The organism is candidate division KSB1 bacterium, assembly GCA_024655945.1.
Lineage (GTDB): Bacteria > Zhuqueibacterota > Zhuqueibacteria > JANLFK01 > Oleimicrobiaceae > Oleimicrobium.
Map to the genome: position 1 here is coordinate 72,568 of JANLFK010000001.1, position 24,314 is coordinate 96,881.

Below are 24,314 nucleotides of genomic sequence, written 5' to 3' on the forward strand. Positions count from 1 at the left end.
TTCAGATTGAGGCCGAGTCAACGGAAATGCGCGGGGAAGTGACGTGCGCCGGAAAAGATGGCCCCGCTTCACACTCAAGCAGGTGTTCTGCCCAAGTCTGCCAAAAGCCGTTCGGCGCGCTCCTTCAATGGACTGGCCACGCGCACGCTGAGAATGTGCTGCAGATGCTCCTGAGCCTTGGCGGGCGAACCCATGTCCCTGTAGGCAGCGGCAGCAAAGTAGTGGGCGAGCAAGTTGTTGCGGTTGTGGCGCAAGGCCTGCTCGAGGACTTCCGCAGCTTCCCGGAACCGCCCCAAGAGCACAAGGCACTTGCCCATCAACCCGAGCGTGGTGCTCTCAGATCGTCCGAGCTTGGCTGCGTGGGAGAGCGACTCATGTGCCCCTGCGGGATCCCCAAGGAGATCGCGGACGATTCCTTGTTTCTTGTGGTGGGACCCTTCGTTTGGCTCGAGCTTAATGGCCTGCCCGCACGCCTCGTCGGCTTTCGCCAAATCGCCAAGGCGCATGTAGGCTGTTGCCAACAGGGACCAGGCACGTGCGTCCTTGCGCTTCTTCTCGAGATAGCTCTCCAGCAGGCGCCTGGCGTTGTCGTAATCTCCCTCCACTAGTGCTCGGTAGCCGGAGGAGAAGAGCTCGTCTGTGCCCAGTGTGATCGGGCCGGATTGCTGGGGCACCGGCCTGCCGACCACGATCGAGTGCCGAGCCAAAGGTGCGAGGACGCCACTCTTGTCCAATTCGACGACTTTTCTGAAGCAGTCGTTCGCCTTTCCAACGTCCCCAAGCGCCGAGTAGATTTTGGCCAAGCCAAAGTAGGCACGGGGCTCGTTCGGCTTGAGGGCCACTGCTCGCTCGTAGGTTGCGATGGCGTTGTCGTGCTCTCCCAGGATGCTCTGCGTTGCGGCAAGGTTTATGAGACCGGCCAAGTTGTCGGGCTCGAACTTCAGCCCTTCAGCAAAACAGCGCCGCGCGTCGGCAAACCTGCGCAGTTTGATGAACGCTCGCCCCAGCAAGAAGTAGGCGCGATGGTACACCGGACAGATGGCGAGCACTCGTTCCAGGGAGGAAATGGCGTTTTTGAAATCTCCCTGCTCGAACTGCGCAATGGAGAGGTTGAACCAGTAGTGCGGGTCATCCGGGTTTGTCTCACAGGCGAGTTTCCATTGCTGTGCCGCTTGCGCGAAACTCCGCTGCCGGGCAAGTTCCAGCGCCTTGCGATGATAGCTCTCTGCGACTGCATCGAAAGCTGGTGGCGCCCAGCGCAGCACCGCCCGTTCGCCTTCAACCGTGATCTTCAGTTCCCCCACCGTAAAGCGATACTGCCGGACGAGCGCCTCTTGAAAGGCAAGACGCCACTCCGGAGAGTCGAGCTCCGTACCCTCGTCGTAGATCATCCCCGCGTTTTGGGCGGTGATGGTGACCTGCACGATCTTCTGGCTGGGTATGGCGCTCATCTCTCTGCCTGCGTGAGGTAGAAAGCGGGTCTATCTACCCATCACCCGAGCGATGGGTGGCAAAGCCGTTAGTACGCCAGCCGGGACTTGAACCCGGAACCTTTGGCTCCGGAGGCCAACGCTCTGTCCAATTGAGCTACTGGCGCATCGGGCGGTCAGTGGCCGGCAATTGAAGCCTTGGCCGCCTTGAGGGTATTCTTCATGAGCATGGCGATGGTCATCGGCCCTACGCCTCCTGGCACCGGGGTGATGGCCGCCGCGATCTGCGACACCGCGGCGAAATCCACATCGCCCACCAGTCGATACCCCTTGGGGCTCGAGGGATCCTCCACCCTGTTCACCCCGACGTCTATGACCACCGTTCCGGCGCGCACCATCTCCGCACGAATGGCGGATGGAGAGCCGATTGCCGCCACCAGGATATCCGCGGTCGTGGTCAGCTCCGCCAGGTTCCTTGTCCGGCTATGGCAGATGGTCACAGTGGCATTGGCGCCGGCGCGCTTCTGGGCGAGGAGAATCGCCAGAGGCAACCCAACTATCTGACTGCGCCCGACGATGACCACGTGTCGACACTCAGGGTCATAGCCGGAGCGCAACAGCAACTCCTGGATGCCTGCAGGCGTGCACGGAACGAATGTATCCTCGCCGGAAACCAACCTGCCCCGATTCACAGGGTGGAAGCCATCCACGTCCATCGACGGCGGGATGGCTTCTATGATCACCTTCTCGTCGATACGGGCGGGCAACGGCAATTGCACCAAGAGCCCGTGTGCCCACCCCGCCTTGCACAACTCCTCGATGGTGCTGAGCAACTGGCTCTGCGTGGTGTGTGCCGGAAGGTGGACGGTCTCCGAGCGCATGCCAAGCTCTTCGCACGCCTTCCGCTTGCCGCGCACGTAGCTTGCGGAGGCGGGGTCATCGCCCACCAAGACGACGGCCAAGCCTGGTACCACACCTCGCGCGCGTAGGTCCGCCACCTCTGTGGCTACCTCTTGCATCACTTGTGCCGCAATGGCTTTGCCGTCAATTATCCTGGCGCTCATGTGGTTCTACTGGTCAGTGCGCTTCTTGTTCCAATGAGCCGAATGGGTCACTTTGCATAGTCCACCGCCCGGTACTCGCGAATGACGGTGACCTTGATCTGCCCTGGGTACTCCATTTCCGCCTGTATCTTCTGCGCGATGTCGGAGGAGAGTTGTTCAGCCATGGCATCGCTGACCTTGTCGGGCTCCACCATCACCCTGATCTCTCTTCCTGCCTGGATGGCGTAGGCCCTGCCCACACCGCTAAAGGACTTGGCTACCTCCTCCAACTTCTCCAGTCGCTTCACATAGCTTTCCAACGACTCGCGCCGCGCACCAGGACGGGAGCTGGAGATGGCATCGGCCGCCTGCACAAGAATTGCAATCGGCGAGGTAACCTCCACATCCTCGTGGTGGGCGGCGATGGCGTTGACCACTGCAGGGTTCTCGCCATACTTCTTCGCCAGCTCGACGCCGATCTGGGTGTGGGTGCCCTCGGTGTAGCGATCGATGGCCTTGCCGATGTCGTGCAGCAGACCTGCCCGTTTGGCAAGGTTAGCGTCCAGGCCGAGCTGGGCCGCCATCAACCCTGCCAGGTAGGAGACCTCGATGGCGTGCTGCAGGGCATTTTGGCCGTAGCTGGTGCGGTAGTGGAGCTTGCCAAGGAGCTTGACCAGCTCTGGGTGAAGGCCGTGCACCCCTGTCTCAAGCATTGCCTTCTCGCCCACCTGGGAAAGGCCCTCTTCCACTTCCTGGGCGGTTTTCTGCACCACCTCCTCGATGCGCGCCGGATGGATGCGCCCATCAGCGATGAGCTTCTCCAGGGCCAGCCGGGCGATTTCGCGGCGGAGCGGGTCGAAGCCTGAAAGGATAACCGCCTCAGGTGTGTCGTCGACGATGATCTCGATGCCGGTGGCCATCTCGAAGGCGCGGATGTTGCGTCCCTCGCGGCCGATGATGCGCCCTTTCATCTCGTCGTTGGGCAAATTGACCACCGACACGGTTGTCTCCACCGAGTGGTCAGCCGCAGAACGCTGGATGGCCTGCAGAACAATCTCTCGCGCCTCCCGGTTGGCATTTTGCCGCGCCTGGTCCTTGATCTCCTTGATCATCTGGGCGGCCTCGTGCCTGGCCTTCTCGAGAAGGTTGTCCATGAGGAGCTTCTTGGCTTCCTCGTGGGAAAGACCGGAGATCTTCTCCAGGCGGGCGTTCTGCTCCTCGATGAGGCGGTCCAGTTCCTCCTGGCGCTTCTGTACTGCTGCCGATTCCTGCTTCAGTTGCTGGCTGAGCTGTTCCAGGTCGCGCTCTTTCTTGTTCAGCAGGTCAGCCCGTTTGTCGAGGTTGAGCTCCCGGTTGGCGAGCTGCCGCTCGAGGTTCTGGAGCTCCACCCGCCGCGACTTGGTTTCGCTCTCAAACTCCTGTTTCATCCGAAGCCATTCGTCCTTGGCCTCGAGCAACTTTTCTTTCTTCAGGGCCTCGGCAGTTTTCTCGGCTTCGGAGATGATTTTCTCGGCCAGCTTCTCGGCGCTGGCAATCTTCCCCTGCCCGATCTTCTTGCTTGCGAACCACCCCGCCACAAAGGCCACCGCCGCACAGGCGATGGCAACTATTAACGTCGTCACTGCCATATCCATTCCACCTCCTGTGGCCAACGAGCAGTCCGCTCCGTGCCACATCAGATTAGGCGCTCGCCCAACTGGTGAGGGCGAGTGGCCCGCACTCGAACCATCTATGAGGGGGGCGTGACGACCAGTAGCCTAAGCGCCGCAATCGCCTGACGGCTCACGTGGACTGGTACTTGTGTGCTCTCCGGATGTAGCTACCGACTGTTCTCCCAACACTGCGGCCAGCTCTTCAGAAAGCCTCTGTACCCGTTCTTCGTAGTCTTGGATGGGACGCTCTTTGCTTTCGCGTTCACGGAAGAGTTCGTCAGCAATATTCAGGGCGGCCAGAATCGCCACCTTGAGGACGGGCCGACCAGCGGCTGCCTCGTCCACCTCGCGCATCTTCCGGTCAACGTAGCGGGCCACGCGCAGGATGTACTCAGGATCTGTGGTCCCGCGAACTGGATAGTCGGTCCCGAAGATATTGACCTTAAGAACGGTATACTCGCCCGCCATGGCGTGCGTTTGCCTTAGTTGCTACCAGCAGTCTCCCCCCAACCTTACCCCCGCATCCCCCGGCAATCAGCCAGTTTGTTCTCTTTGAAGCCGCTGCAAAAGGTGGCGAATGCGCGCGCGCACCTCCTCCAGCACCTCCATCCCCTCTGCGTGCCCATCGGCACTTGCATCCGGTCGCGGAGCGCGCAGCGCAGCATGCTCAGCTTGCACACGCTCCAGCTCCTCTAAGAGGCGGCTGTTCTGTGCGCGCAGCTGTCGGTTCTCTTCACGAAGGCGCCGAATGAGGTCCACTGCCGCACGTACACGCGATTCGAGCTTCTCAAGTTCCGTGAAATCCATGGCTCCCCGTTGCCGTCAAGACCTCAGCACAGCGCCCGTCTGCGCGCGCAGCCCCTCGATGATCCTTCGCATCGCCTCGTCCACCTCGACGTCCCGTAGAGTTCTGGTCTCGTCCTGAAATACCAAGGAGAACGTGAGGCTCTTCTTCCCCTGCGGTATCTGCTTGCCCGCGTAGAGGTCGACAACCTGCACTCCCCGAAGGAACGTGCCGCCAGATTCGCGAATAGCCCTTACCAAGTCCTCGGCGGGCACATGCTGGTCAACCACTACCGAAAGGTCACGCGGCGCGTAAGGGAACTTTGGTACTGGCCGGTACACCACTGGAGTCAGTGCATGAGCGGCCACCGTGGGGAGATGCACTTCAGCAACGAACACTTCGCCTCGCTCGATGTCGAAGGCCCTCAACACCTCCTCACGAACTGCCCCAAATCGCGCCACGACCTCCTTGTTAATGCATACCTCCAGACCGCCCCTACTGCAGACTTGCCAGTTGCCAGGCGCAAACTCGGCCGTAGGGAGACGCCAGGTTTCGAAGAGCACCGATAGCTGGCCCTTCGCGTCAAAGAGGTTCGCCTCCCTGTGCTCCCCTGCCCAGGAGCGGGGGCGGACAAGGCCAACCAGAACCATGCCCAAAGCCTTCCATTCTCGGTAGCCATCGCCGGTTGCGCCGAAGCAGCGCCCAATCTCAAAGGCCCTGACGCTTGTGACGCCCCGGTTCAGGTTATGGGCAACCACTTGCAGAAGGCCGGGAATCATACTCGGCCGCAAGGCTGCATACTCTTCGTTGAGTGGATTCTTGAGCCGCACCAGCTGCTGCTCGTCAGCGAAGTGGAGCGCCTGCCGCGGACTCAGCAGGCTGATGGTGCACGCTTCGTAGTACCCCAGATCAATCAAGCACTCCCGCCCCTTCTCCACCACAGCATCGGCAATGACCTGCGGACGGGAACAGTCTACGGGCGCTGTCACTCGCGCCGGGATGCGGTCGTAGCTCCAGACCCTGGCGACCTCCTCAATGAGGTCGATCTCGCGCTCCAGGTCAGGCCGGAACGTGGGCACCTGCACATACAGCGACTGGCCTTTGGCCTCAACCTCGGCACCGAGACCGGAGAGAATTGAGGCACACTCCTGAAGCGGTATCTCGGCGCCGAGCACCTGGCGCACGCGGGGAACGCGAAGTTGGAGTTTGCGAGGCTCTATCGGAGTCGGGTAAACGTCCACTGCACCTCGGGCCACGGTTGCGCCGCACAGCTCTGCCATCAACTGCGCCGCGCGATCGGAGGCGTAAAGAACGCCGTTGGGATCGACTCCGCGTTCGAAGCGCTGGGAAGACTCCGTGGAGATACCCAATGCCTTGGAGGTGCGCCGAATACTCTGCGGGGTGAAGTAGGCGCTCTCCAAAAGCACGCGCGCAGTCCGGTCGCTCACCTCGGAGTTCAATCCGCCCATGACTCCCGCGATCGCCACCGGCTTGACCCCATCGCAGATGAGCAATGTGTCTTCGCGCAGCTGGTGCAGCCTGCCGTCGAGGGTGATGAACTCCTCCCCACTGCGGGCGCGGCGCACTTCGATCCGCTCCTTTTCCAACAGGTCGTAGTCGAAGGCGTGGAGTGGTTGGCCGGTCTCTACCATCACATAGTTGGTGATGTCGACGATGTTGTTTATGGAGCGCATGCCGACACTGTGCAGGCGGGCAGCAAGCCACCACGGCGATGGACCTGGCTTCACATTGTCGATGAATCGCGCCGAGTAGCGAGGGCAATTCTCCAAGTCCCTGACGTCAATGGCTATTCTCTCCTCGGTGGCCTTTTCTCCCTCAGCGACGTGAACGGCCGGCACGGTGAGCGGCAGACGATACTTTGCCGCCAGCTCGCGTGCCACACCGATCGCCGAGAGGCAATCCGGCCGATTGGGAGTGACGTTGAGCTCAAAGACACAGTCTTCCGTTGGCACCACCTGTGCCAGGCCTTGCCCAACTCGCACATCGTCCCCCAAGGTCATGATAAGGTCGCCCCGTTCGCTCAGGCCGAGCTCTTGTTCCGAGCAGATCATGCCTTGGGAGACAGTATCGCCGAACTCCCTCGCCGCAATGCGCGCGCCACCCGGCAGGGTCGCCCCGGGCAGTGCCACCGCCACCAGCAGGCCTGGCCTCACATTTGGTGCGCCGCACACCACGGTTACGCTCGTAGTGCCCACCGCGACTGCACACTTTTTCAGCGCAGGTGACCCGTTCAGCGGCTCAACCCTCTCCACCTTGCCCACCACGACGTGCGCAAGGTCGCGCCGCACCGGCAGCAGCGCTTCCACCTCGATACCTAACTGCGTTAAAGTCGCTGCTGCCTCCTCTGGAGAGACGGGCAGCGGCACATAGTCCTTAAGCCATGTGTAGGTAACTTTCACGAGAGCACAGCCAGAGTCTGGTTCAGAACTGCTGAAGGAAGCGAAAGTCGTTGTCGTAGAACAGACGGATGTCGTCAACCTGGTACATGAGCATGGCAATACGCTCCACGCCCATGCCAAAAGCATACCCGGTGTAGCGCTCCGGGTCGTACCCCACGAAGCGGAACACCTCTGGGTCGACCATGCCGGCGCCGGAAATTTCCAGCCAGCCTGTGCCTTTGCACACGCGGCAGCCCTTTCCTCCACACATCATGCAAGAAAAGTCGTATTCCGCACTTGGCTCAGTGAACGGGAAAAAGCTCGGCCGAAAACGTATGCGCACTTCCGGACCGAATAGTCGCTTGGCAAATGTCTCGACCACCCCCTTCAAGTCGGCAAAGCTCACTCCCTCGTCCACGCACAGACCTTCCACCTGATGGAACACCGGCGAATGGGTGGCATCCGGCGTATCCTTCCTGTAGCACCTGCCGGGCGCAATCATCCGGATGGGAGGCCGATAGCGCTCCATCGTCCGGATCTGCACCGGGGAGGTGTGCGTGCGGAGCAGGTATTGTCCCTCAAGGTACAGCGTGTCCTGCAGGTCCCGCGACGGGTGGTCAGGCGGAAAGTTCAAAGCCTCGAAGTTATGGTAGTCGTCCTCAATCTCGGGACCTTCCTCGACCGTAAAGCCCATGCCGTAGAAAATCTCCTTGATCCTATCCAGGACCTGGAGCACGGGATGGCGCTTGCCAACGAAAGGCACGAGGCCGGGCAGCGTGTAGTCCACCTCTTCCTCACGCGCCTTCTGGGCAGTGAGTTCCTGGCGGCGCTTTTCAAGCGCCTCCGTGCACTGGGCGCGCAGTTCATTGAGAGCCTTGCCGAATACGCGCCGGTCTTCTGGAGCAGTGCTGGGAAGCAGGTCAAAATACTGTGCGATAACCCCTTTCCTGCCCAGGAAGCGCACGCGCACCTCGTCAAGGCTCCTCTCGTCGCGGGCCTCGGCCAGGTTCTTCTCGAACAGCTGGCGCTGCTCCTCAAGGCGCGTCAGAAGTTGTGCGACGCTCTCCGCCATGCGCTCAATTCTTGACGCTTTCCACAACCTTCTGGAACGCGGCTGGATCGGTCACCGCCAGATCGGCAAGTTGCTTGCGGTCCAGTTCGATGTGCTTCTCCTTGAGCAAACCGATGAACTTAGAGTAGCTCAGCCCGTGGAGTTGCACCGCAGCACCGATGCGCGCAATCCACAACCGGCGAAAATCCCGGCGCCGCTGCCGGCGGTCGCGATAGGCATATTGCCAAGCGCGCTCCACGCTCTCCTTGGCGCTGCGCAACAGGCGGTTCTTGCCGCCCCAATAGCCTTTGGCGTGTTTGAGGATCTTTTTTCGCTTGCGATGAGAGGGAACGCTATACGTCGCTCGTGGCATACAATAACCTCCTCGGAAGAAAAGCTCAGAAGCACTCAGTGTCCCAGTAGGCGAAGAGCACGCCGCTCATCACCCGGCGACACCAGAGTCGCCTTGCGGAGATGGCGTTTCCGCTTTGCCGATTTCTTTGTCAACAAGTGACTGGCACAGGCGCGAAAACGCCGTACACGACCACCGCCAGTGATGTGGAATCGCTTGGCGGCGGCTCGGTTGGTTCTAATCTTGGGCATGGTAACTGCACACTCCTTTCGCGCTCACTTTTTCACAAAGTAGGCTATGATTGTTCGGTTCTCAAGCTGAGGTTCGCGCTCAAGCTTGGCCACGTCGTCCAAGTCGGCGGCAAGGCGTTCGATGATCTTGTTGCCCGAGTCCTGGTACATCATCTCTCGGCCACGGAACATGATGGTCACCTTCACCCGATCGCCCGCCTCGATGAACTTGCGGATGTGGTTGCGCTTGAACTCATAGTCGTGCGCCTCGATCTTCGGCCGCAGCCGGATCTCCTTGACATGGATGACATGCTGTTTCTTCTTGGTAAGCTTCTCTTTCTTGCTCACCTCGTAGAGGTACTTGCCAAAGTCCATGATCTTACACACGGGCGGCGTCGAGTTGGGCGCAACCTCGACGAGATCCAGGCCCGCCTGCGCGGCCATCTCCATGGCTCGGTGCACCGTCACGATGCCCACCTGAGCCCCGTCTGCACCGATCAACCGCACCTCTGGTGCCGTGATCTGGTCGTTCACACGGACTGTTCGCTTCTTGATGGCTGACCTCCTGGAACTGGTTCCTGCCCCTCACTACTGCGGGGCCTTACTGAGGATTTCCTCCCCGATCATCTCCAAGAACTTGGGCAGCGGCATCTGACCAAGATCCCCTTTGCGCCGCCGGCGCACCGCCACCTGCCCGGTACTCACCTCCTTGCCCCCGACGATAAGCATGTACGGTATCTTGGCGAGCTCCGCCTCTCGGATCTTGTGCCCAATCTTCTCGCTGCGTTCATCCATGGCGGCGCGAATGCCTGCCTCGCGTAACTGCCTTTCCACCTCACGCGCGTAGTCGCGGTTGTCGTCGGAGACTGGCAGGACAATCGCTTGCACCGGCGCCAGCCAAATGGGGAACGCCCCGGCGTAGTGCTCGATGAGGATGCCAAAGAAGCGCTCCAACGACCCCAGCAGCGCGCGGTGGATCATGATGGGTCGGTGAGGCTTGTTGTCCTCGCCCACATAGCTCAAGTCAAAGCGCTCTGGCTCATTAAAGTCCACCTGCACCGTGGTGCACTGCCAGGAGCGTCCCAACACATCTTTGATCTTGATATCGATCTTGGGGCCGTAGAACACGCCTTCGCCTGGGTCTACCTTGTAGGCCATCCCTTTGCGCTCCAAAGCCTCGCGGAGGGCGGCCGTGGCCCGCTCCCAGTTTTCGAGCGTACCCACATAGCGTTCCGGCCTGGTGGACAAGAAGACCTCATAGTCGTGGAAGCCAAACGAACCCAGCATGTACAGGGTCAGGTCGAGCACGCCCGCGATCTCGGCGTCCAGCTGGTCTGGCCGCAGGAAGAGGTGCGCGTCGTCCTGCGTGAAACCGCGCACACGCAGCAGGCCATGCAGGACCCCGGAGCGTTCATAGCGATACACGGTGCCCAGTTCTGCCCAGCGCAAAGGAAGCTCACGGTAGCTCCGGGTGCGGCTCTTGTACACCACCAAGTGAAATGGGCAGTTCATCGGCTTGATTTGATAGGGCACCTCCTCGACTTCGTTGGGAGTGAACATGTTCTCGCGGAAAAAGTCGAGGTGCCCGCTCCGTCCCCACAGGTCCAGGCGCGCAATGTGGGGGCTGTAGAGGAGCTCGTACCCATGCTTCAGGTGCTCACGCCGCCAAAACTCCTCGATAATGGCGCGGACGAGCGCCCCTTTTGGGTGCCAGAGAACTAATCCCGGCCCCACCTCTTCCGAGATGCTGAAGAGGTCCAGCTCCTTGCCAAGTCGACGATGGTCCCGCTTGCGCGCTTCCTCCTGGCGCTCGAGGTACTCATCCAGCTGCTTCTTTTGTGGGAACGAAATGCCGTAGATGCGCTGGAGCATGGGATTGTGCTCGTCCCCGCGCCAGTACGCCCCTGCCACGCTCAGAAGCTTGAAATGCTTGATGTGCCCGGTTGACGGCACATGCGGCCCGCGGCACAGGTCGACGAAATCCCCTTCCTCGTAGATGACCGGCTGCTCGTCCATAGCTTCCAGCAGCTGGAGCTTGTAGGTTTCGCCCCGCTGCTGGAAAAGCTGCACCGCCTCCTCCTTCGCCACCTCCCTCCGGCGGAAGGGGTTGTCCTCCTGCACGATGGCCCGCATTTCGGCCTCGATCTTGGCCAGGTCTTCTGGAGCAAACGGCGCCCCGACATCGATGTCATAGTAGAACCCGGCCTCAATAGCCGGGCCCACGCCAAAGCGGGCCTCAGGAAACAGGCGCTTGACGGCATGGGCCATCACGTGCGCGCTGCTATGCCAGTAGACTTCCCGCCCTTGCTCGTCCTCAAATGTGAGAATGCGCACCTCGGCGTCCGAGCTGATGGGCGTGTTCAGGTCAACTACCTGACCGTTGACCACTGCCGCCAGCGCATCGGCAGCAAGGGCTCGTCCCACTTTCTGCGCAATCTGCGCAGGGGTCACGCCCGGCGTGCACTCAAATGCGGAATTGTCAGGAAGACGTATCTGGATCGTGTCCAAGGCTATCCGTCGGGCTAAGTTTGCGCACATACAAAAAAATTGCGGGAGCCGCAATTGGGGGACATTAGTGGGCGGTACTGGATTTGAACCAGTGACCCCTTGCATGTCAAGCAAGTACTCTGACCAACTGAGCTAACCGCCCAAAGCCATCATGGAAGAAAAAAAGCGTGCCATCTACAAACAGTGGTCACGCTTTCTGTCTATGTATATGGCACTGGTGGTCTATGTCCATCTGTCCCAATGTCGTGCCGAGGGCCGGAGTCGAACCGGCACGGACCCGGAAGTCCAAGGGATTTTAAGTCCCTAGCGTCTACCAGTTCCGCCACCCCGGCGCAATGCGGCTCCGATGACAGCTGAGGCGGCGATCGGAGTCGAACCGATGAATAGAGGTTTTGCAGACCTCCGCCTTAGCCACTTGGCTACGCCGCCCATGCGTAGAGCGGGAGACGGGGGTTGAACCCGCGACCCCCACCTTGGCAAGGTGGTGTTCTACCACTGAACTACTCCCGCGGTATCGCAAATATAAGCAAAAGTTGCTTGGCATGCAAGCATTTTTTTCGTTCATGCCCCCTGCTCCCTGTGGCGCGCTATTGCGATAAGGACTCGGAACCTGGCCAGCGCTGCTCGTTGGCACTCGTCAAGAAAATGCCCCCTTGTCCGACTACAGGGCACTTGGTGACGCAGATGCCGCACCCGATGCATAGTTCCTCGACCACATAAGGAAGCTTGACCAGGGCTTCTGATCCGTCCGGGCGCCGGACAGTGTGCTCGTCGAAACGAATGGCTTTGTCCGGCACAGGGCAATGTTCCTCGCAGACAAGGCAGTCCTCGCCACGGTACCAGGGAATGCAGCGACTCTTGTCGAAGAAGGCCAATCCTATCTTCGTCAGCTGCTTGACCTCTAAGGGCAGCCGGTGGATGGCGCCCGTGGGGCACACCTGCCCACACAAGTTGCAGTTGTACTCACAATATCCCTCTCGCGGCCTTGCGACGGGGGTCCACAGCCCGACCAGGCCGCTTTCCCAAAGGGAGGGCTGCAAACAACCGCCCGTGCTGGAGCACACTTTCACGCACTCCTGGCAACGGATGCACCGGTCGAGAAAATCGGCCTCCGGCAGCGCACCTGGCGGCCGGATCACACTTGCCCGCCTCCCCCGGTCGACAAAGCCGACACCCAGCAGGCCCACGGTAGCAACGCCGGCAACCGTCGCCCCTATGAAACGGCGCCGATCCAGGTCGACCGTCCCTGACCTCACGGGCTTCCGCAGCGCGTAATGGGTGGCTCTCGGCGCGCAGACAGACACGCACTCCCCGCAGGCGATGCATTCCACCGCCGAAGTGGTCACATAGTCGTCTTCCACGGCGTTCATTCGACAACGCGCCTTGCACAGCCCACAGGCGGAGCAGTTCTCATCGACCTCTCTGTGCAGGACGCGGAACTGCGAGAAGAACCCCAGCAGTGCGCCGAGTGGACAGAGGTTCCTGCACCAAAACCGCCTGCTTGCCTTTTCCAACGCGAGAATAAGCACAAGAAGCACGAAGAATAGCTCAACCAGGTGGAAGGGCGGTTGCTTGAGGGGGAACCAAGCTGAATACAAGAGCGCGTAGCCGCGGTACGCAGCGCCCTCCAGAAAAGGAACGCGTGCTACCAAACCGAGGAGACCCGACACCGCGGCAGTGAAGAGAGGGTAGAGTGCAACGCTCGCTGTCCGCGTGAGGAGCACGACGGGGTCAAATGGCCAGAGCAGCTGGGTACCAAGGACAGCGCTCACCAGTATCCCAACCAGAATCGCGAACTTTCCCCACCGCCAGCGAGTCGACGGGGTTTTCCTGGGCGCCTTCCTCTTGCTTGACGAAACCTTGCGGACCACCTCCAGCGTGGTACCGAGAGGACAGACCCACCCGCAAAACGCGCGGCCCAGAGGGACGGTCAACGCCAGGACCAGGAGGCCCAGCAAGACCTGGGGCACCAACGAGCGACTCGTCAGAATCGTCGTCACTGCCACAAGTGCACTGGCGCGCAGGAAGAGGTCTGCGGGAATGAGGCTGTCGTAGGGGTAAGTCGTGCGCCAGACCAGCCAGAGAAAAGACAGCAGGAAAAAGACTTGGGAAATTCGACGGGCGGTGCGCATTATTGAGAGTCCGGTGTGTGCGAGGTGCAATGCCAACCGTTTGCTCGAAGAGGGCCTGCCTTCGACTCCCCCATCGCCCTACGCGGAGAGGGTCACTTTTTCAACGCGGAGCCGTTTCACGTCCAGCGTGCCAAGCCCACGCCGCTGCGCCTCCACGAGAAAGCCCAACTGAGCCGGGTCACGCCCAAAGAGGAGTGCGCCGTAGGCATCGACGGCGACGCGGTCAACACCAGCCACGACCGTGTCCATTTGCTGCACGTCGCGCAAGTTACCCCCCTGCGGCCCATTGCGGAGCAGGACCCGTGTTGCATCCAGGAGCGTCAATTGTGGTCGGACAACGGTGTTGATGTCCACGATCTTCTTGTCAAAGCGATGGTGAAGCTGCCCCCGGTCGCCGCCCAATATCCCCATGAGGTTCTTAAGGCCGATTGTCAGGCCTGAGACCGAATGACTCTTCAAGACCGGGACATTGATCAGAACGTCGGCTTCCATTGCATCGCGATAGAACAACCAGGACTTGAGCTCCTCGCCCTCCGGGATGGACATTTTGACGAATCGCTGTTCCAGCACGAAGGGCACCTCTGCCCCTTCCTTTTCCGCTGCCTTTTGGATGCCACTGCGCAGGTAGCATCTTCGCGCCTCGTTGCAGGTCCGGTCGAGGACTTTGACCTTGCGCGCACCGGCTTCCATGCACAGGCGGACGATCTCCGCGACAACCTCCGGATCAGTGTTAGCCGCGTGCTCGGGTAATCGGTCCCAGGCCATGTTCGGCTTCACGAGCACGACGTCGCCACGTCGCACAAACGCCGACATACCTCCCAACAGTGAAATGGCTTTACGCACGTTGGCGCGCGGCGAGGGGCCTTGGACCACAGCAAGGTCTACGGCAGGTTGCGCCGCCGGCTTCGCCGCAAGGCGGGCCCATGGTAGGGCACAGGCGCCCGCAGCAAGGCAGGCAGCAGACTTGGCCAAAAATTCTCTGCGGCTGATATCCGACATCGGCAAATGCCCGGCATGTACTCGCGTTTTCGGCAAGAAAAAGAAGACCCGTCCTGGAGACGGGTCTCGGGATCCCACCCTTTGGGCGGCTACTTCTTCTTCAGCTCCTCGATGTGATACTGTGCCGCCGGCGCCCAACGCCTGTCCTTCGCAGCAAGCTCATAGTAGGCCAAGGCTTTTGCCTTGTCCCCCAACGCCTCGGCGGCGCGCGCAGCCTCAAATTGCGCCGGTGCATAGCCTTCCTTGTACTTGAGGCATTGTTCTGCCGCCTCGAGGGCATCTTGGTACCTGCCCACGTTGTTGTAGAGCTCCGCCAGGCAATAGTGGCTGTAGAAGTAGTTCTCCTTGATCGCTAAAGCAGCCTCGTGCGCAAGAATCGCTTCTTGGAGCTTGCCCTGATCGGAGAGCGCCACTCCAAGACTGCTGAAGGCCTGGTAGTAGTTCGGATCAAGCTGCGCAGCTTTCCTGAAGGCTTCTGCTGCCTTGGCTGGATCTTTCAGGTAATTCCGGTAAACGGTGCCAAGGTTGTAGTAAGCCTTCGGGTTCCGGGGATTGTAAGTGATCGCCTTGTTGTAGACGTCCACCGCCTCCTGGTATTTCCCCATTTTCTGGAAAAGGTTACCCAATGCCGTATAGGCCTCATCATACATGGGGTCCAGGGCGATAGCACGTTGATAGGCTGCCAACGCCTCGTCGTAGCGGCGCAGATTAGACAGAGCTAGGCCGCGTCCATAGAAGGCCTTGGCAAAGCTGCTGTCCTGCGCAATCGCCTGGTCGTACGCCTTGAGGGCTTCCTCGTAGCGACTGGTCTTGGCGAACGTATTGCCCTCGTTGTAGGCCCGCTTGGCTGCCGCCTGCCGCTCCTGGAGCGCTTTGTCCTGGAGCAACTCCTTGCCAAGGGCCTCAATTTCGGAGGAGAGCTTATCGTACTTGGCTTTCATCTCCTTGTACTGCTCCGGAGTGACGCCGGGCGCTTGCATCTGGGCAGTGAGTTCTTTGAGTTCAAGGACCTTCTGGTCGTACAACGCCTTCTTGTCCTGGTCGTCCGCCCACGCCAGACACGCACCCAACACCGCCGCACCCACCGCAATAACGAAAATTGTGGTCCGGTGTGTTGCTTTCATCGTTATTGCTCCTCGTTAGTCCAATTTGCCATCCCAAGAATCTGTGCCGAAGGCGGGATTCGAACCCGCACACCCGGTGGGTACTGCCCCCTCAAGACAGCGTGTCTACCAAATTCCACCACTTCGGCATCGTGCTCCTTCCGCGGTAGGTGGAGGGAGCTTTATCCCCCGGCCATGCGCTATGGCTGCGGCTGCGGGCTTTCTGGGACTGCCTCTCCGCCTGTTTGCTCCGAGGGCACCACCGGCAGCACTGAGGCAGGCGTCGACTCTCGCCTGGCGCGTTCTTCTTCGACCACGCTCTTCTCGCGAGGCATGACGCCGCGCGTCATCAGGCCAAGAGTCATTGACAAGACCATGAATGCAGCACCTAAGCCGATGGTGATTTTGCTGAGAAGCGGGGCTGCACCGCGGCCACCAAACATGGCACCGACCGTGCCGCCGCCTCCGAAGGCGCCAGCCAATCCGCCGCCCTTGCTGGACTGCAGCAGGATCGCAATCGTCATGAAAACACAGACCAACACATGGATGAACAAGAGAAAAGTGTAGAGCACATTCCCTCCTGTGGACTGTGGCGCCTGAGGCTACCTCAGTTCCTGGAGCTCGGCTGCCGCCTTGACAATCGCCGCGAAAGAGTCCGCCTCCAGGCTTGCGCCCCCCACCAAGGCTCCATCGACATCCGGGAGCGAAAGCAGAGCGCGCGCGTTGTCAGGCTTTACGCTGCCGCCGTACTGGATGCGCATTGCCTCCGCACAGCCATCGCCTGCCAGCTGCGCAATAAGCTGCCGCACGAACTGGTGCGCCTCTTGCGCTTGTTCGGGGGTCGCATTCACCCCGGTGCCAATGGCCCAGACCGGCTCGTAGGCAATCACCACGCCGCGCAGCTGCTCAGCACTGAAGCCCTGCAGCGCACCGCGAAGCTGACTCTCCAAGACCTGCAGGGTCTGGCTGGCCTGCCGCTGCCCGAGCGTCTCGCCTATGCAGACAATTGGCGTCAAACCCGCCTGCAGCGCCGCCTTCAGCCGCCGGTTGACCGTCTCATCGGTTTCCCCGAAGTATTGTCGCCGTTCGGAATGGCCGATGATCACATAGGAAGCGCCCGTCGACTTGATCATCTCACCGGAAACCTCGCCGGTAAAGGCACCCTTTGCTTCCCAGTGCAGATTCTGCGCCCCCCAGGAGATGCCGCTCTCGCGCAAGATTTCGGCAACGGCCAAGAGGTCGGTGAACGGCGGGATGACCACCACGTCGAGCTTCTTCACCTCGTTCACCAAACGGACCTTGAGCGCTTTGGCCAACTCCTTGGCCTCGCTCACGGTCTTGTACATCTTCCAGTTGCCTGCTATGATCTTGCGGCGCATCCTCTCCTGGGACCCTTCCCGATTGGTGAACACCGACCAGTTCCGACTATGCAAACAGCCCCAGCGTGCGAAAAGTTCCTTCACAGCATCTTCTTCATCAAGTCCACCACCCGGCAGGAGTAACCCCATTCGTTGTCGTACCATGCCAGGACCTTCACGAACTTGCCCTTGCCGGAGGCGTCTTCGGCCATGACGTTGGTCGACTCGGCATCGAAGATCGCCGAGGCACTGGAGCCGATGATGTCGCAGGAGACGATGGGATCTTCAGTGTACTCGACGATCCCCTTCATCGGGCCTTCGGCAGCCTTCTTCATGGCGGCGTTGACCTCTTCGGCCGTCACGGCCACCTTCAACTCGGCAACGAAATCTACAATAGACCCATCGGCCACCGGAACGCGCAAGGCCAACCCGTCGAGCTTGCCCTTGAGCTCAGGAATCACCTTGCCCACAGTCCTCGCCGCGCCAGTGGTAGTCGGGATGATTGAAGCAGCGGCGGCGCGTGCCCGACGCAGGTCCTTGTGCGGTAGATCGAGGATGCGCTGGTCGTTGGTATAGGCGTGCACAGTAGTCATGAAACCCTTGACCACGCCGAACTCGTCATTCAACACTTTCACGATGGGCGCCAGGCAATTCGTGGTGCAGGAGGCATTGGACACGATCGTATGCTCCGGCTTCAGCATGTGATCATTCACCCCCACGACGATGGTGGCATCGATCTCGTCCTTAGCAGGCACGGTGAGCACCACCTTCTTGGCGCCAGCGGTCAGGTGCTTTGCCACCTGCTCCCGCTTGCGGAACACGCCAGTGGCTTCAACTACGATGTCTACCTGCTTAGCCTTCCAGGGGAGTTTGGCCGGGTCAGTCTCGGCGCTCACCTCGTACGCCTTGCCGTTGACCACAATGGCGTTACCCTCAGCTTTCACCGTGCCCTTGAAGCGACCATGCACGGAGTCATACTTGAGCAGGTGTGCAAGAGTCGGCGCGTCCGTGATGTCGTTGATGTGCACCACTTCGAACGCCTTGTCCTGTTCCAGAATGCGGAACACGAGTCTTCCAATCCGCCCAAACCCATTGATCGCAACCTTGGCTGCCATGTCAACCTCCGCTCTTCCTGATTCTCGGAATCCTATGCCTTCCCAACACAACCGAGCACGTGGAGCTTGTGCCGGACCATTTCCTTGATCGCCTCGCGCGCCGGGCCCAAGTAGAGCCGCGGGTCAAAGTTGCTCGGATTCTCGGCAAACTCCTTGCGAATAGTGGCCGTCATTGCCAGCCGCAAGTCCGTATCGATGTTCACCTTGCACACGCCGCCTCTGACCGCCCGAGCAATCATCTCCTCCGGGACGCCCTTTGCGCCGGGAAGTGTGCCGCCGTACTTGTTGCACATCTCGACAAACGGCCGGAGCACGCTGGAAGCGCCGTGCAAGACCAAGGGGAAGCCGGGCAGACGCTCCTCGATGGCCCGCAAGCGGTCAAAGTCCAAAAACGGCTCGCCCGCAAACTTGTAGGCGCCGTGGCTGGTGCCAATGGCCACTGCCAGGGAGTCGCAGCCGGTGCGTTCTACGAACTCGCGGGCCTTGTCTGGGTCGGTGAAGATTGCATCGCGCTCCTCCACGGAGACATGTTCTTCCACGCCCTTCAACCGGCCCAATTCGGCCTCCACGGGGATGCCGCGAGGGCGCGCGTATTCGACGACCTTCTTCGTGATGGCCACATTCTCTTCGAAGGGAAGGTGGGAGCCATCGATCATCACCGAGGTGAACCCGCCGTCAATGCAGGCCTTGCAAAGCTCGAAACTGTCGCCATGGTCCAGGTGGACCGCAATCGGCAAGTTGGAAATCTGCAGGGCGGCTTCGATGAGCTTCATCAGATATTCATGCCGGGCATACTTGCGTGCGCCCTTGGAGATCTGGAGAATCAAGGGAGCGCGCTCCTCTTCCGCGGCCTCAACGATTCCCTGGATTATCTCCATGTTGTTCACATTGAATGCCCCGATGGCATAGCCGCCCTCGTAGGCCTTGGCAAACATCTCTTTCGTAGTGACCAGTGGCATCGTCGTCCCTGTTCTTTATTTCGGTCAGTTTCAAAAAAGCAGCACGTCGCGCGTGCTGCTCTGCCATTGCTTTCGCCTGCACGGTTTTGCAGGCACTAATTATATGAAAAAATCCCCAAAATGTCAAGAAGTTATTCCTTGCGGGGAAGGCAATGTGTTATTTTCCTCTGGGAGGTGCGCTGCGCCGGGTGCGGGACAGGTGGGCGTTGGTTGCCACATCCGCCTTGCACTGACCCGGTGCTGCTGTGCCCCTTGGCGCCGGCAGGCTCGCCTCGTGGCATGGCGGTCAGCGCAAGGATAGCTGGCGCAGGCGAAGAGAGCCACAGTGCGGGCATTTCCTCGAAAGGTTGTGCAGGCCGCTTTCGCCTCGCTTGCTCTTCCGCGCCGCCCAGCACCTGCAGGGTGCTATGCCCTTGCCATGGTGGCTAGGCTGACCTCCCGCGCCCCCGCCTGCAACAGCACGCGGGCGCACTCATTGGCCGTGGCGCCGGTCGTGAACACATCATCGACGAGGATGATCCCCCTTCCCTGTACGTGCGCGGGAGCGCTCACCGCGAACGCACCTGCGACGTTTCTTGTGCGCTCGGCAGCACCCAGCTTGGCCTGGGGCGTAGTGTACCGCGTGCGGCGCAGCAGTTCCGTTTCCACCCGGATGCCACAGATCTTGCTCGCGGTGCGAGCCAAGAGCTCGCTCTGATTGTAGCCACGTTCACGCTTCCGAGCTGGGTGCAAAGGAACCGGCACCAGCAAATCAGAGGTCGCAAGGGCACCCACCGCCTGCAGTGCGCCCCCCAGCGCAAGGCCCAGCGGGTGGGCCAGGCACTGATACCCGCGGTACTTGAAGAGGTGGATGACCTCCTGAACCTCGGGCGAGTATCGCCACACGGAAAACGAAGTTGACAAGTAGGGGTGCTGGCTCCCCTTGCCTCTCTGCCCGCCAAAGGCAATCACCGGCTGCGGACACGTGGGAAGGCCGAGCCAGCAATTCGTGCAAAGCACGAACTCATGGATTTCGAGGTGGGCTTGGCAGAGCACACAATAAGGCGGCAGGACAAAATCAAGGAGTGGCGCAAAAGCCACCATCAATTTCTCTTGCCATGTGACCGCCTGCCCCATGGAGCCTCCCCCGTTGTCGCGAGGTTACTGCTCATGCGACCCGTGCTCTTGCACCTGGGCGTCAGAGGTCAATCCCCAACCCAAGACACACGATGCGAGGTAATACTTCAATTGCCTCGCACCGCCCGGACCAGGCGCCGGCCATCTCGACAGCGCCACGAAGACGATTGGCAGAACCTACTTCATAAAGTTCCAGACAAAGGAGATGCTGGGCTGCACTCTCTCCTGAGGCTTGTAGACCTTGTTCTTGCTGTCCCACTCCAAGGTCCAGATGTAGTCGCAGAAGAGAATCAGGTAGGGTTTGATCTTGTAGCCCACCCCTACCTTGGCCATCGAGTGCTTGTCCAGCGTGAACACGTCGCGCAGCGTCTCCACGCCGATCTTGTCGTAGGAGGCGCGCGCAGCAATCATGGGCACGTTGGGCACCTCGGCGCCAGCGTGAAGGATGCCGCTCTGCTTCTCGCCATCCAGCCGTTGGAATATGCCGACCAGGCGCACCGTCTTCAGGATTTCGCCGTAGAGCTCGCCAAAATAGCCCTTCGTCTCCGCAGTGATGAATCGGAGAGAGTCCACCTTGGTCACAATCTGCGGATTGTTGGTGTACCCGCTCATCATGTGGCGCTCAACCTCGTAGAACGGCCCAAAGTAGGTAGGCAAGAAGTTCTCGCCCAGCCAGCGCCGTTCAAACTTGGCGTGCACGTCGATGAGCCCGAGGAGGTTGCCCAGGTCGGCGCCGATGCCCGCGGCGTAGCCCGAACCGTGGTCGATGATTTTGGCATAGTCGGCGTACAGGGTGCTACGGAAGATCGATGTCTGCACCAGAGGCAGCTCAGCATCCAAACCGAACTCCGCCACGCCGTCGTCGGTGCCTCGGTAGCCATCAGGGTCGACGTCGGTGACGTAGGAGGCACCGACAGCAAAGTTCTTGATGATCGGCAGGTTGGTCACCGTGCGCAAGGGGCGGACGTATGCGCGGCCGCCCAAGATTTCCGCCCGCCCTAAGTTGCTCGTGAAAGACTCAAAACCGCCCAGACCAAGGTCAAGGTCAAAGACCAATCCGATCTTGCGCTCGTCGTAGTTGACGTCGTTGCAGTAGTAGTTCACGATGAAGCCGTGGCCGAGGCGCGTGCCGTCCAGACCTCCCACTCGGGCGTAGACGGGATCGTACTTCCGCCCGTAGCGCAAGTAACGGATGATGCGGAAGTAGTCATAGCCGGTGTCCCAGTCCTTGGAGCGGATCTTGCCATTCTCCAAGCTGTAGAGGAGATTGAGATTCAACCCCACGCCAATCTTGCCGAAGCTCAACTCCGGACGCACATTGAAGGCGAGGTAGTTATCACCATCAATGCTGGCGAACCCCAGTCCCCCGATAAAGATGCCCCCTTGGCCCTGGTAGCCAACGCCGCCGTCATACAATTGAGCCGAACCCGAGGCGACGCCCAGGCCCACCAAAGCAACCGCCAGGAACAAGACGAGCCGACCTCTGCACATGGCCATTCCCTCCATTGGTTCGACGGCAACTGCGCCAAAACTCGCTTACAATCTACCCAAGAACAGGGACAAAGTCAAGCTCTTTTTTGTCGGTCTGGATCTCCACGGCGCTTACGGACCCCAAGAAAGCGCTTGACTTTGCCACCGCCTCTTCGTAGTTTCTCCCAGACGTACGCCGAAGGCTCCGGGGTGAAAGAACCGTTTACCAACGGGAGATGGAAATGCGGGTATACGATTGCTCAGTGTCTTTGCACGAAGGGATGGTCACCTACCCCGGCGATCCGCCGTTCAGGCGCCAGCTTCTGCCCGATGCCTCCCAGGGCGAGACGCCGGTCGTGCATCAGTTGTCGCTGGGCACCCACACCGGGACACACATGGATGCCCCCGCCCATCTGTTTCCGCAGGCAGCCACAATCGACCAGTTGCCAATGGAGACCTGGCTGGGGCAGGTACGCGTGGTTGCGCTCACGGCGCAGATCTGCGTCACCGCAGCCGAGTTACGCGCCCCCGACCTGAACGGATGCACGCGGCTGTTCATACGGACGGCAAACTCGCTGCTTTGGGCAAGCCATAAGCACTGTTTTGTCAGGGACTACATGTACATCGACGCCGAAGCAGCCGACTATCTTGCCGAGCAGCGCCTTCTCCTCGTGGGGTTCGACTACCTTTCGGTGGACCAATACGGAGACCCCAGGCTGCCGGCACATCGCCGTCTCTTGCGGGGCGGCACACCCATTGTCGAAAGCCTGGACCTCTCGCAGGTGCGCCCCGGCGACTACCAGCTGGTCTGTGCACCGCTCCCCCTTGCCGCCGGCGAAGCCGCACCAGCCAGGGTCTTTCTTCTCGAGGAGTGAAAGGCACCGAGCTCCACGGGATCCAATGGCGGCCGCCCTGCCGCCCCGCTGCACATCACAGGTACCAGTACTTGCGCCCTCTCCCGCGCAGGAAGCGGCCCGTCAACTCAGTGGTCAGAAAGTCAAAGGCCTCGTCCACGGTGGAGGCGAAGCTAAAGAGCTTCAAGTCCTCTACCGCGATCGTCCCCCACTCGATGAGCTTGCCGAAGTCGATGACTTCTTCCCAATACTCCTTCCCGTAGGCGAGAACCGGCACCTCCTTGCGCATTTTGCCGGTCTGCAGCAGGGTCAGTACCTCAAACCACTCGTCTAAAGTACCAAACCCGCCGGGGAAGACTGCCAACGCCTTGGCGAGGTACACGAACCAGAATTTGCGCATGAAGAAGTAGTGGAACTCAAAACCCAGGCCAGCAGAAATCCACGGATTCGGTTCCTGTTCGTGGGGCAGGCTGATGTTCATGCCGATGGTCGGGCCCCCTGCTTCGGCGGCCCCCCGGTTGGCCGCCTCCATGATCCCCGGACCTCCACCAGAGCATATCACGAAACGTTGATTCTCATTGAGGCTCATGGACCACTCAGTCAGGCGGCGTGCCAGCTCACGCGCATCCTCGTAGTATTGCGCAAGGCGCAGTTGGCGCTCGGCTGCTTTCACCGCCTCGGCAAGCTTGCGTTCGTCCTCTCTGCCCATGGCGAGGGCTGCCCGTGCTGCTGCTAATTGTCGCTCTGCCTCCTCCTTAGGCAATGCCCTTGCCGAGCCGAAGAAGACAATGGTGTCCTTCACCCCCTTCTTGCGCAGCCGTTGGAATGGCTCCAGGTACTCCGCCAGCATCCGCAACACTCGCGCGTCCGAGCTGTTGAGGAAGCGGACATTGCGGTATGCCTTCTGCGGGTGCCTGTTGCGCTTTGTGTGCAAAGCGTGGTCATTTTCTGCCGCAAGAGCAGCTTGTCTGGAAATCGTCTCCACGTGACCTCCTCCCTCCTTCCCTTCACCGCAGATTGCGCCGCAGCCACCGCACCGTAGTCGTGATTAACCTGCGGCGGTAGCGCACCGTTTCGAACATATGTCCGGCCCCAGGGATCATGTAGAAATCGGCCGGCGGTGTTGCCTTGACCTGCATCGACCTGAAACCCTCCACAAACAGCGGGTCATCTTTGTCCCCTTGCACCAAGAGCTTGGGCATGGTCAGCTTGCGAAAGGCGAGGCCGAGGTCGTACTTCAAAGCATCTTCCCAGAACTGGCGTTTCAGGTACCAGCCGTCGAACTCATAGCCTTGCAGTGTTTCGTCGGAGCGCACGCGCTCCGGAGCACGCTGCTGGAAAAGTTTGCGCAGGTCTGGCACCACGGACCAGCCGACGAAAGCCTCGGCGGGACGACCGCTGAGGGTCAGGATCGCAGCAGCCCCGCCTAAGCTCACGCCCAACACGGCCAAGCGGGTGCAGTCCTGTTGTCTCATGTACTGCATGGCGTCCACGAGGTTTGCGGCATTGTGCGTGAGCGTCGTATCGGCAAAGTCGCCTTCGCTATCGCCGGACCCATAGAAATCGAAGCGTAGCACCGCCGTGCCCGCCTCAGCAAAAGCGCGCGCCGCTTCCACGAACAAGCGTCGGCTCTCTACCTTGTTGCCGGTGAACCCGTGGCACATGACTACCCCCCGCCCGACGTGCTTCGCCGGCATGTGGAGAATGCCGACCAATTGATGTCCCTCGCTCTGGAATGCGACAGGATACTCGCGCATCT

General features: G+C 60.5%; 23 protein-coding genes and 6 tRNA genes. 1 reads left to right on the plus strand and 28 read right to left on the minus strand.

Annotation, left to right across the window (positions count from 1 at the left end):
- Window positions 1-74: 74 nt before the first annotated feature.
- From NUW13_00290 to NUW13_00415, 26 genes are all read right to left on the minus strand, one after another.
- Window positions 75-1,451, minus strand: a complete 1,377-nt coding sequence (locus NUW13_00290; GenBank protein ID MCR4437473.1) for a tetratricopeptide repeat protein — start codon at window positions 1,449-1,451, stop codon at window positions 75-77.
- A gap of 72 nt (window positions 1,452-1,523) precedes the next feature.
- Window positions 1,524-1,597 (minus strand) — tRNA-Arg (locus tag NUW13_00295).
- A gap of 9 nt (window positions 1,598-1,606) precedes the next feature.
- Window positions 1,607-2,494 carry a bifunctional 5,10-methylene-tetrahydrofolate dehydrogenase/5,10-methylene-tetrahydrofolate cyclohydrolase gene (locus tag NUW13_00300; GenBank protein ID MCR4437474.1) on the minus strand — a complete coding sequence of 296 codons (888 nt, stop codon included), beginning with the start codon at window positions 2,492-2,494 and terminating at the stop codon, window positions 1,607-1,609.
- A gap of 47 nt (window positions 2,495-2,541) precedes the next feature.
- Window positions 2,542-4,107, minus strand: a complete 1,566-nt coding sequence (gene rny / locus NUW13_00305) for a ribonuclease Y (GenBank protein ID MCR4437475.1) — start codon at window positions 4,105-4,107, stop codon at window positions 2,542-2,544.
- Window positions 4,108-4,230: 123 nt separating this feature from the next.
- Window positions 4,231-4,593: a cell division protein ZapA gene (locus NUW13_00310; protein MCR4437476.1), complete on the minus strand. Its 363-nt coding sequence runs from the start codon at window positions 4,591-4,593 to the stop codon at window positions 4,231-4,233.
- Between the two features lie 66 nt (window positions 4,594-4,659).
- Window positions 4,660-4,932, minus strand: a complete 273-nt coding sequence (locus tag NUW13_00315) for a cell division protein ZapB (protein ID MCR4437477.1) — start codon at window positions 4,930-4,932, stop codon at window positions 4,660-4,662.
- 15 nt (window positions 4,933-4,947) lie between these two features.
- On the minus strand, window positions 4,948-7,329 hold the full coding sequence (gene pheT / locus NUW13_00320) for a phenylalanine--tRNA ligase subunit beta (protein ID MCR4437478.1): 2,382 nt from the start codon (window positions 7,327-7,329) through the stop codon (window positions 4,948-4,950).
- Window positions 7,330-7,351: 22 nt separating this feature from the next.
- Complete coding sequence (pheS, locus tag NUW13_00325; GenBank protein ID MCR4437479.1) at window positions 7,352-8,380, minus strand: phenylalanine--tRNA ligase subunit alpha; 1,029 nt, start codon at window positions 8,378-8,380, stop codon at window positions 7,352-7,354.
- A gap of 4 nt (window positions 8,381-8,384) precedes the next feature.
- Complete coding sequence (gene rplT, locus NUW13_00330) at window positions 8,385-8,732, minus strand: 50S ribosomal protein L20 (protein MCR4437480.1); 348 nt, start codon at window positions 8,730-8,732, stop codon at window positions 8,385-8,387.
- Window positions 8,733-8,767: 35 nt separating this feature from the next.
- Window positions 8,768-8,962, minus strand: a complete 195-nt coding sequence (gene rpmI / locus NUW13_00335; protein MCR4437481.1) for a 50S ribosomal protein L35 — start codon at window positions 8,960-8,962, stop codon at window positions 8,768-8,770.
- A gap of 24 nt (window positions 8,963-8,986) precedes the next feature.
- The gene (gene infC, locus NUW13_00340) at window positions 8,987-9,496 is read right to left on the minus strand and encodes a translation initiation factor IF-3 (protein MCR4437482.1); all 510 of its coding nucleotides are present in this window, start codon (window positions 9,494-9,496) and stop codon (window positions 8,987-8,989) included.
- A gap of 33 nt (window positions 9,497-9,529) precedes the next feature.
- Window positions 9,530-11,479, minus strand: a complete 1,950-nt coding sequence (gene thrS, locus NUW13_00345) for a threonine--tRNA ligase (protein ID MCR4437483.1) — start codon at window positions 11,477-11,479, stop codon at window positions 9,530-9,532.
- 38 nt (window positions 11,480-11,517) lie between these two features.
- A tRNA-Val gene (locus NUW13_00350) sits at window positions 11,518-11,591 on the minus strand.
- Window positions 11,592-11,695: 104 nt separating this feature from the next.
- A tRNA-Leu gene (locus NUW13_00355) sits at window positions 11,696-11,781 on the minus strand.
- 24 nt (window positions 11,782-11,805) lie between these two features.
- Window positions 11,806-11,878: transfer RNA gene (locus tag NUW13_00360), tRNA-Cys, on the minus strand.
- 9 nt (window positions 11,879-11,887) lie between these two features.
- Window positions 11,888-11,959, minus strand: a tRNA-Gly gene (locus tag NUW13_00365).
- 77 nt (window positions 11,960-12,036) lie between these two features.
- Window positions 12,037-13,581: a 4Fe-4S binding protein gene (locus tag NUW13_00370; GenBank protein ID MCR4437484.1), complete on the minus strand. Its 1,545-nt coding sequence runs from the start codon at window positions 13,579-13,581 to the stop codon at window positions 12,037-12,039.
- A gap of 78 nt (window positions 13,582-13,659) precedes the next feature.
- The gene (locus tag NUW13_00375; GenBank protein ID MCR4437485.1) at window positions 13,660-14,394 is read right to left on the minus strand and encodes a DUF362 domain-containing protein; all 735 of its coding nucleotides are present in this window, start codon (window positions 14,392-14,394) and stop codon (window positions 13,660-13,662) included.
- Window positions 14,395-14,669: 275 nt separating this feature from the next.
- Window positions 14,670-15,704 carry a tetratricopeptide repeat protein gene (locus NUW13_00380; protein ID MCR4437486.1) on the minus strand — a complete coding sequence of 345 codons (1,035 nt, stop codon included), beginning with the start codon at window positions 15,702-15,704 and terminating at the stop codon, window positions 14,670-14,672.
- A gap of 44 nt (window positions 15,705-15,748) precedes the next feature.
- Window positions 15,749-15,832: transfer RNA gene (locus NUW13_00385), tRNA-Leu, on the minus strand.
- A gap of 51 nt (window positions 15,833-15,883) precedes the next feature.
- The gene (secG, locus tag NUW13_00390; protein MCR4437487.1) at window positions 15,884-16,255 is read right to left on the minus strand and encodes a preprotein translocase subunit SecG; all 372 of its coding nucleotides are present in this window, start codon (window positions 16,253-16,255) and stop codon (window positions 15,884-15,886) included.
- 30 nt (window positions 16,256-16,285) lie between these two features.
- Complete coding sequence (tpiA, locus tag NUW13_00395) at window positions 16,286-17,062, minus strand: triose-phosphate isomerase (protein MCR4437488.1); 777 nt, start codon at window positions 17,060-17,062, stop codon at window positions 16,286-16,288.
- Between the two features lie 80 nt (window positions 17,063-17,142).
- Window positions 17,143-18,156: a type I glyceraldehyde-3-phosphate dehydrogenase gene (gene gap / locus NUW13_00400; protein MCR4437489.1), complete on the minus strand. Its 1,014-nt coding sequence runs from the start codon at window positions 18,154-18,156 to the stop codon at window positions 17,143-17,145.
- Between the two features lie 32 nt (window positions 18,157-18,188).
- Entirely contained in the window at window positions 18,189-19,115 is a 927-nt protein-coding gene (gene fba / locus NUW13_00405; GenBank protein ID MCR4437490.1) for a class II fructose-1,6-bisphosphate aldolase, read from the minus strand.
- 405 nt (window positions 19,116-19,520) lie between these two features.
- Complete coding sequence (locus NUW13_00410) at window positions 19,521-20,231, minus strand: ComF family protein (GenBank protein MCR4437491.1); 711 nt, start codon at window positions 20,229-20,231, stop codon at window positions 19,521-19,523.
- 177 nt (window positions 20,232-20,408) lie between these two features.
- Window positions 20,409-21,722 (minus strand): hypothetical protein, encoded by a 1,314-nt coding sequence (locus NUW13_00415; GenBank protein MCR4437492.1) that lies wholly within the window; start codon window positions 21,720-21,722, stop codon window positions 20,409-20,411.
- Between the two features lie 221 nt (window positions 21,723-21,943).
- Between NUW13_00415 and NUW13_00420 the strand changes: the two genes are divergently transcribed.
- Window positions 21,944-22,576, plus strand: coding sequence for a cyclase family protein (locus NUW13_00420; GenBank protein ID MCR4437493.1), 633 nt, complete (start codon window positions 21,944-21,946; stop codon window positions 22,574-22,576).
- A gap of 55 nt (window positions 22,577-22,631) precedes the next feature.
- Here NUW13_00420 and NUW13_00425 read toward each other — a convergent pair whose 3' ends face one another.
- Both NUW13_00425 and NUW13_00430 read right to left on the minus strand, forming a co-directional pair.
- The gene (locus NUW13_00425; protein MCR4437494.1) at window positions 22,632-23,489 is read right to left on the minus strand and encodes a TIGR00730 family Rossman fold protein; all 858 of its coding nucleotides are present in this window, start codon (window positions 23,487-23,489) and stop codon (window positions 22,632-22,634) included.
- Between the two features lie 73 nt (window positions 23,490-23,562).
- Complete coding sequence (locus tag NUW13_00430) at window positions 23,563-24,312, minus strand: alpha/beta fold hydrolase (GenBank protein MCR4437495.1); 750 nt, start codon at window positions 24,310-24,312, stop codon at window positions 23,563-23,565.
- Window positions 24,313-24,314 lie beyond the last annotated feature (2 nt).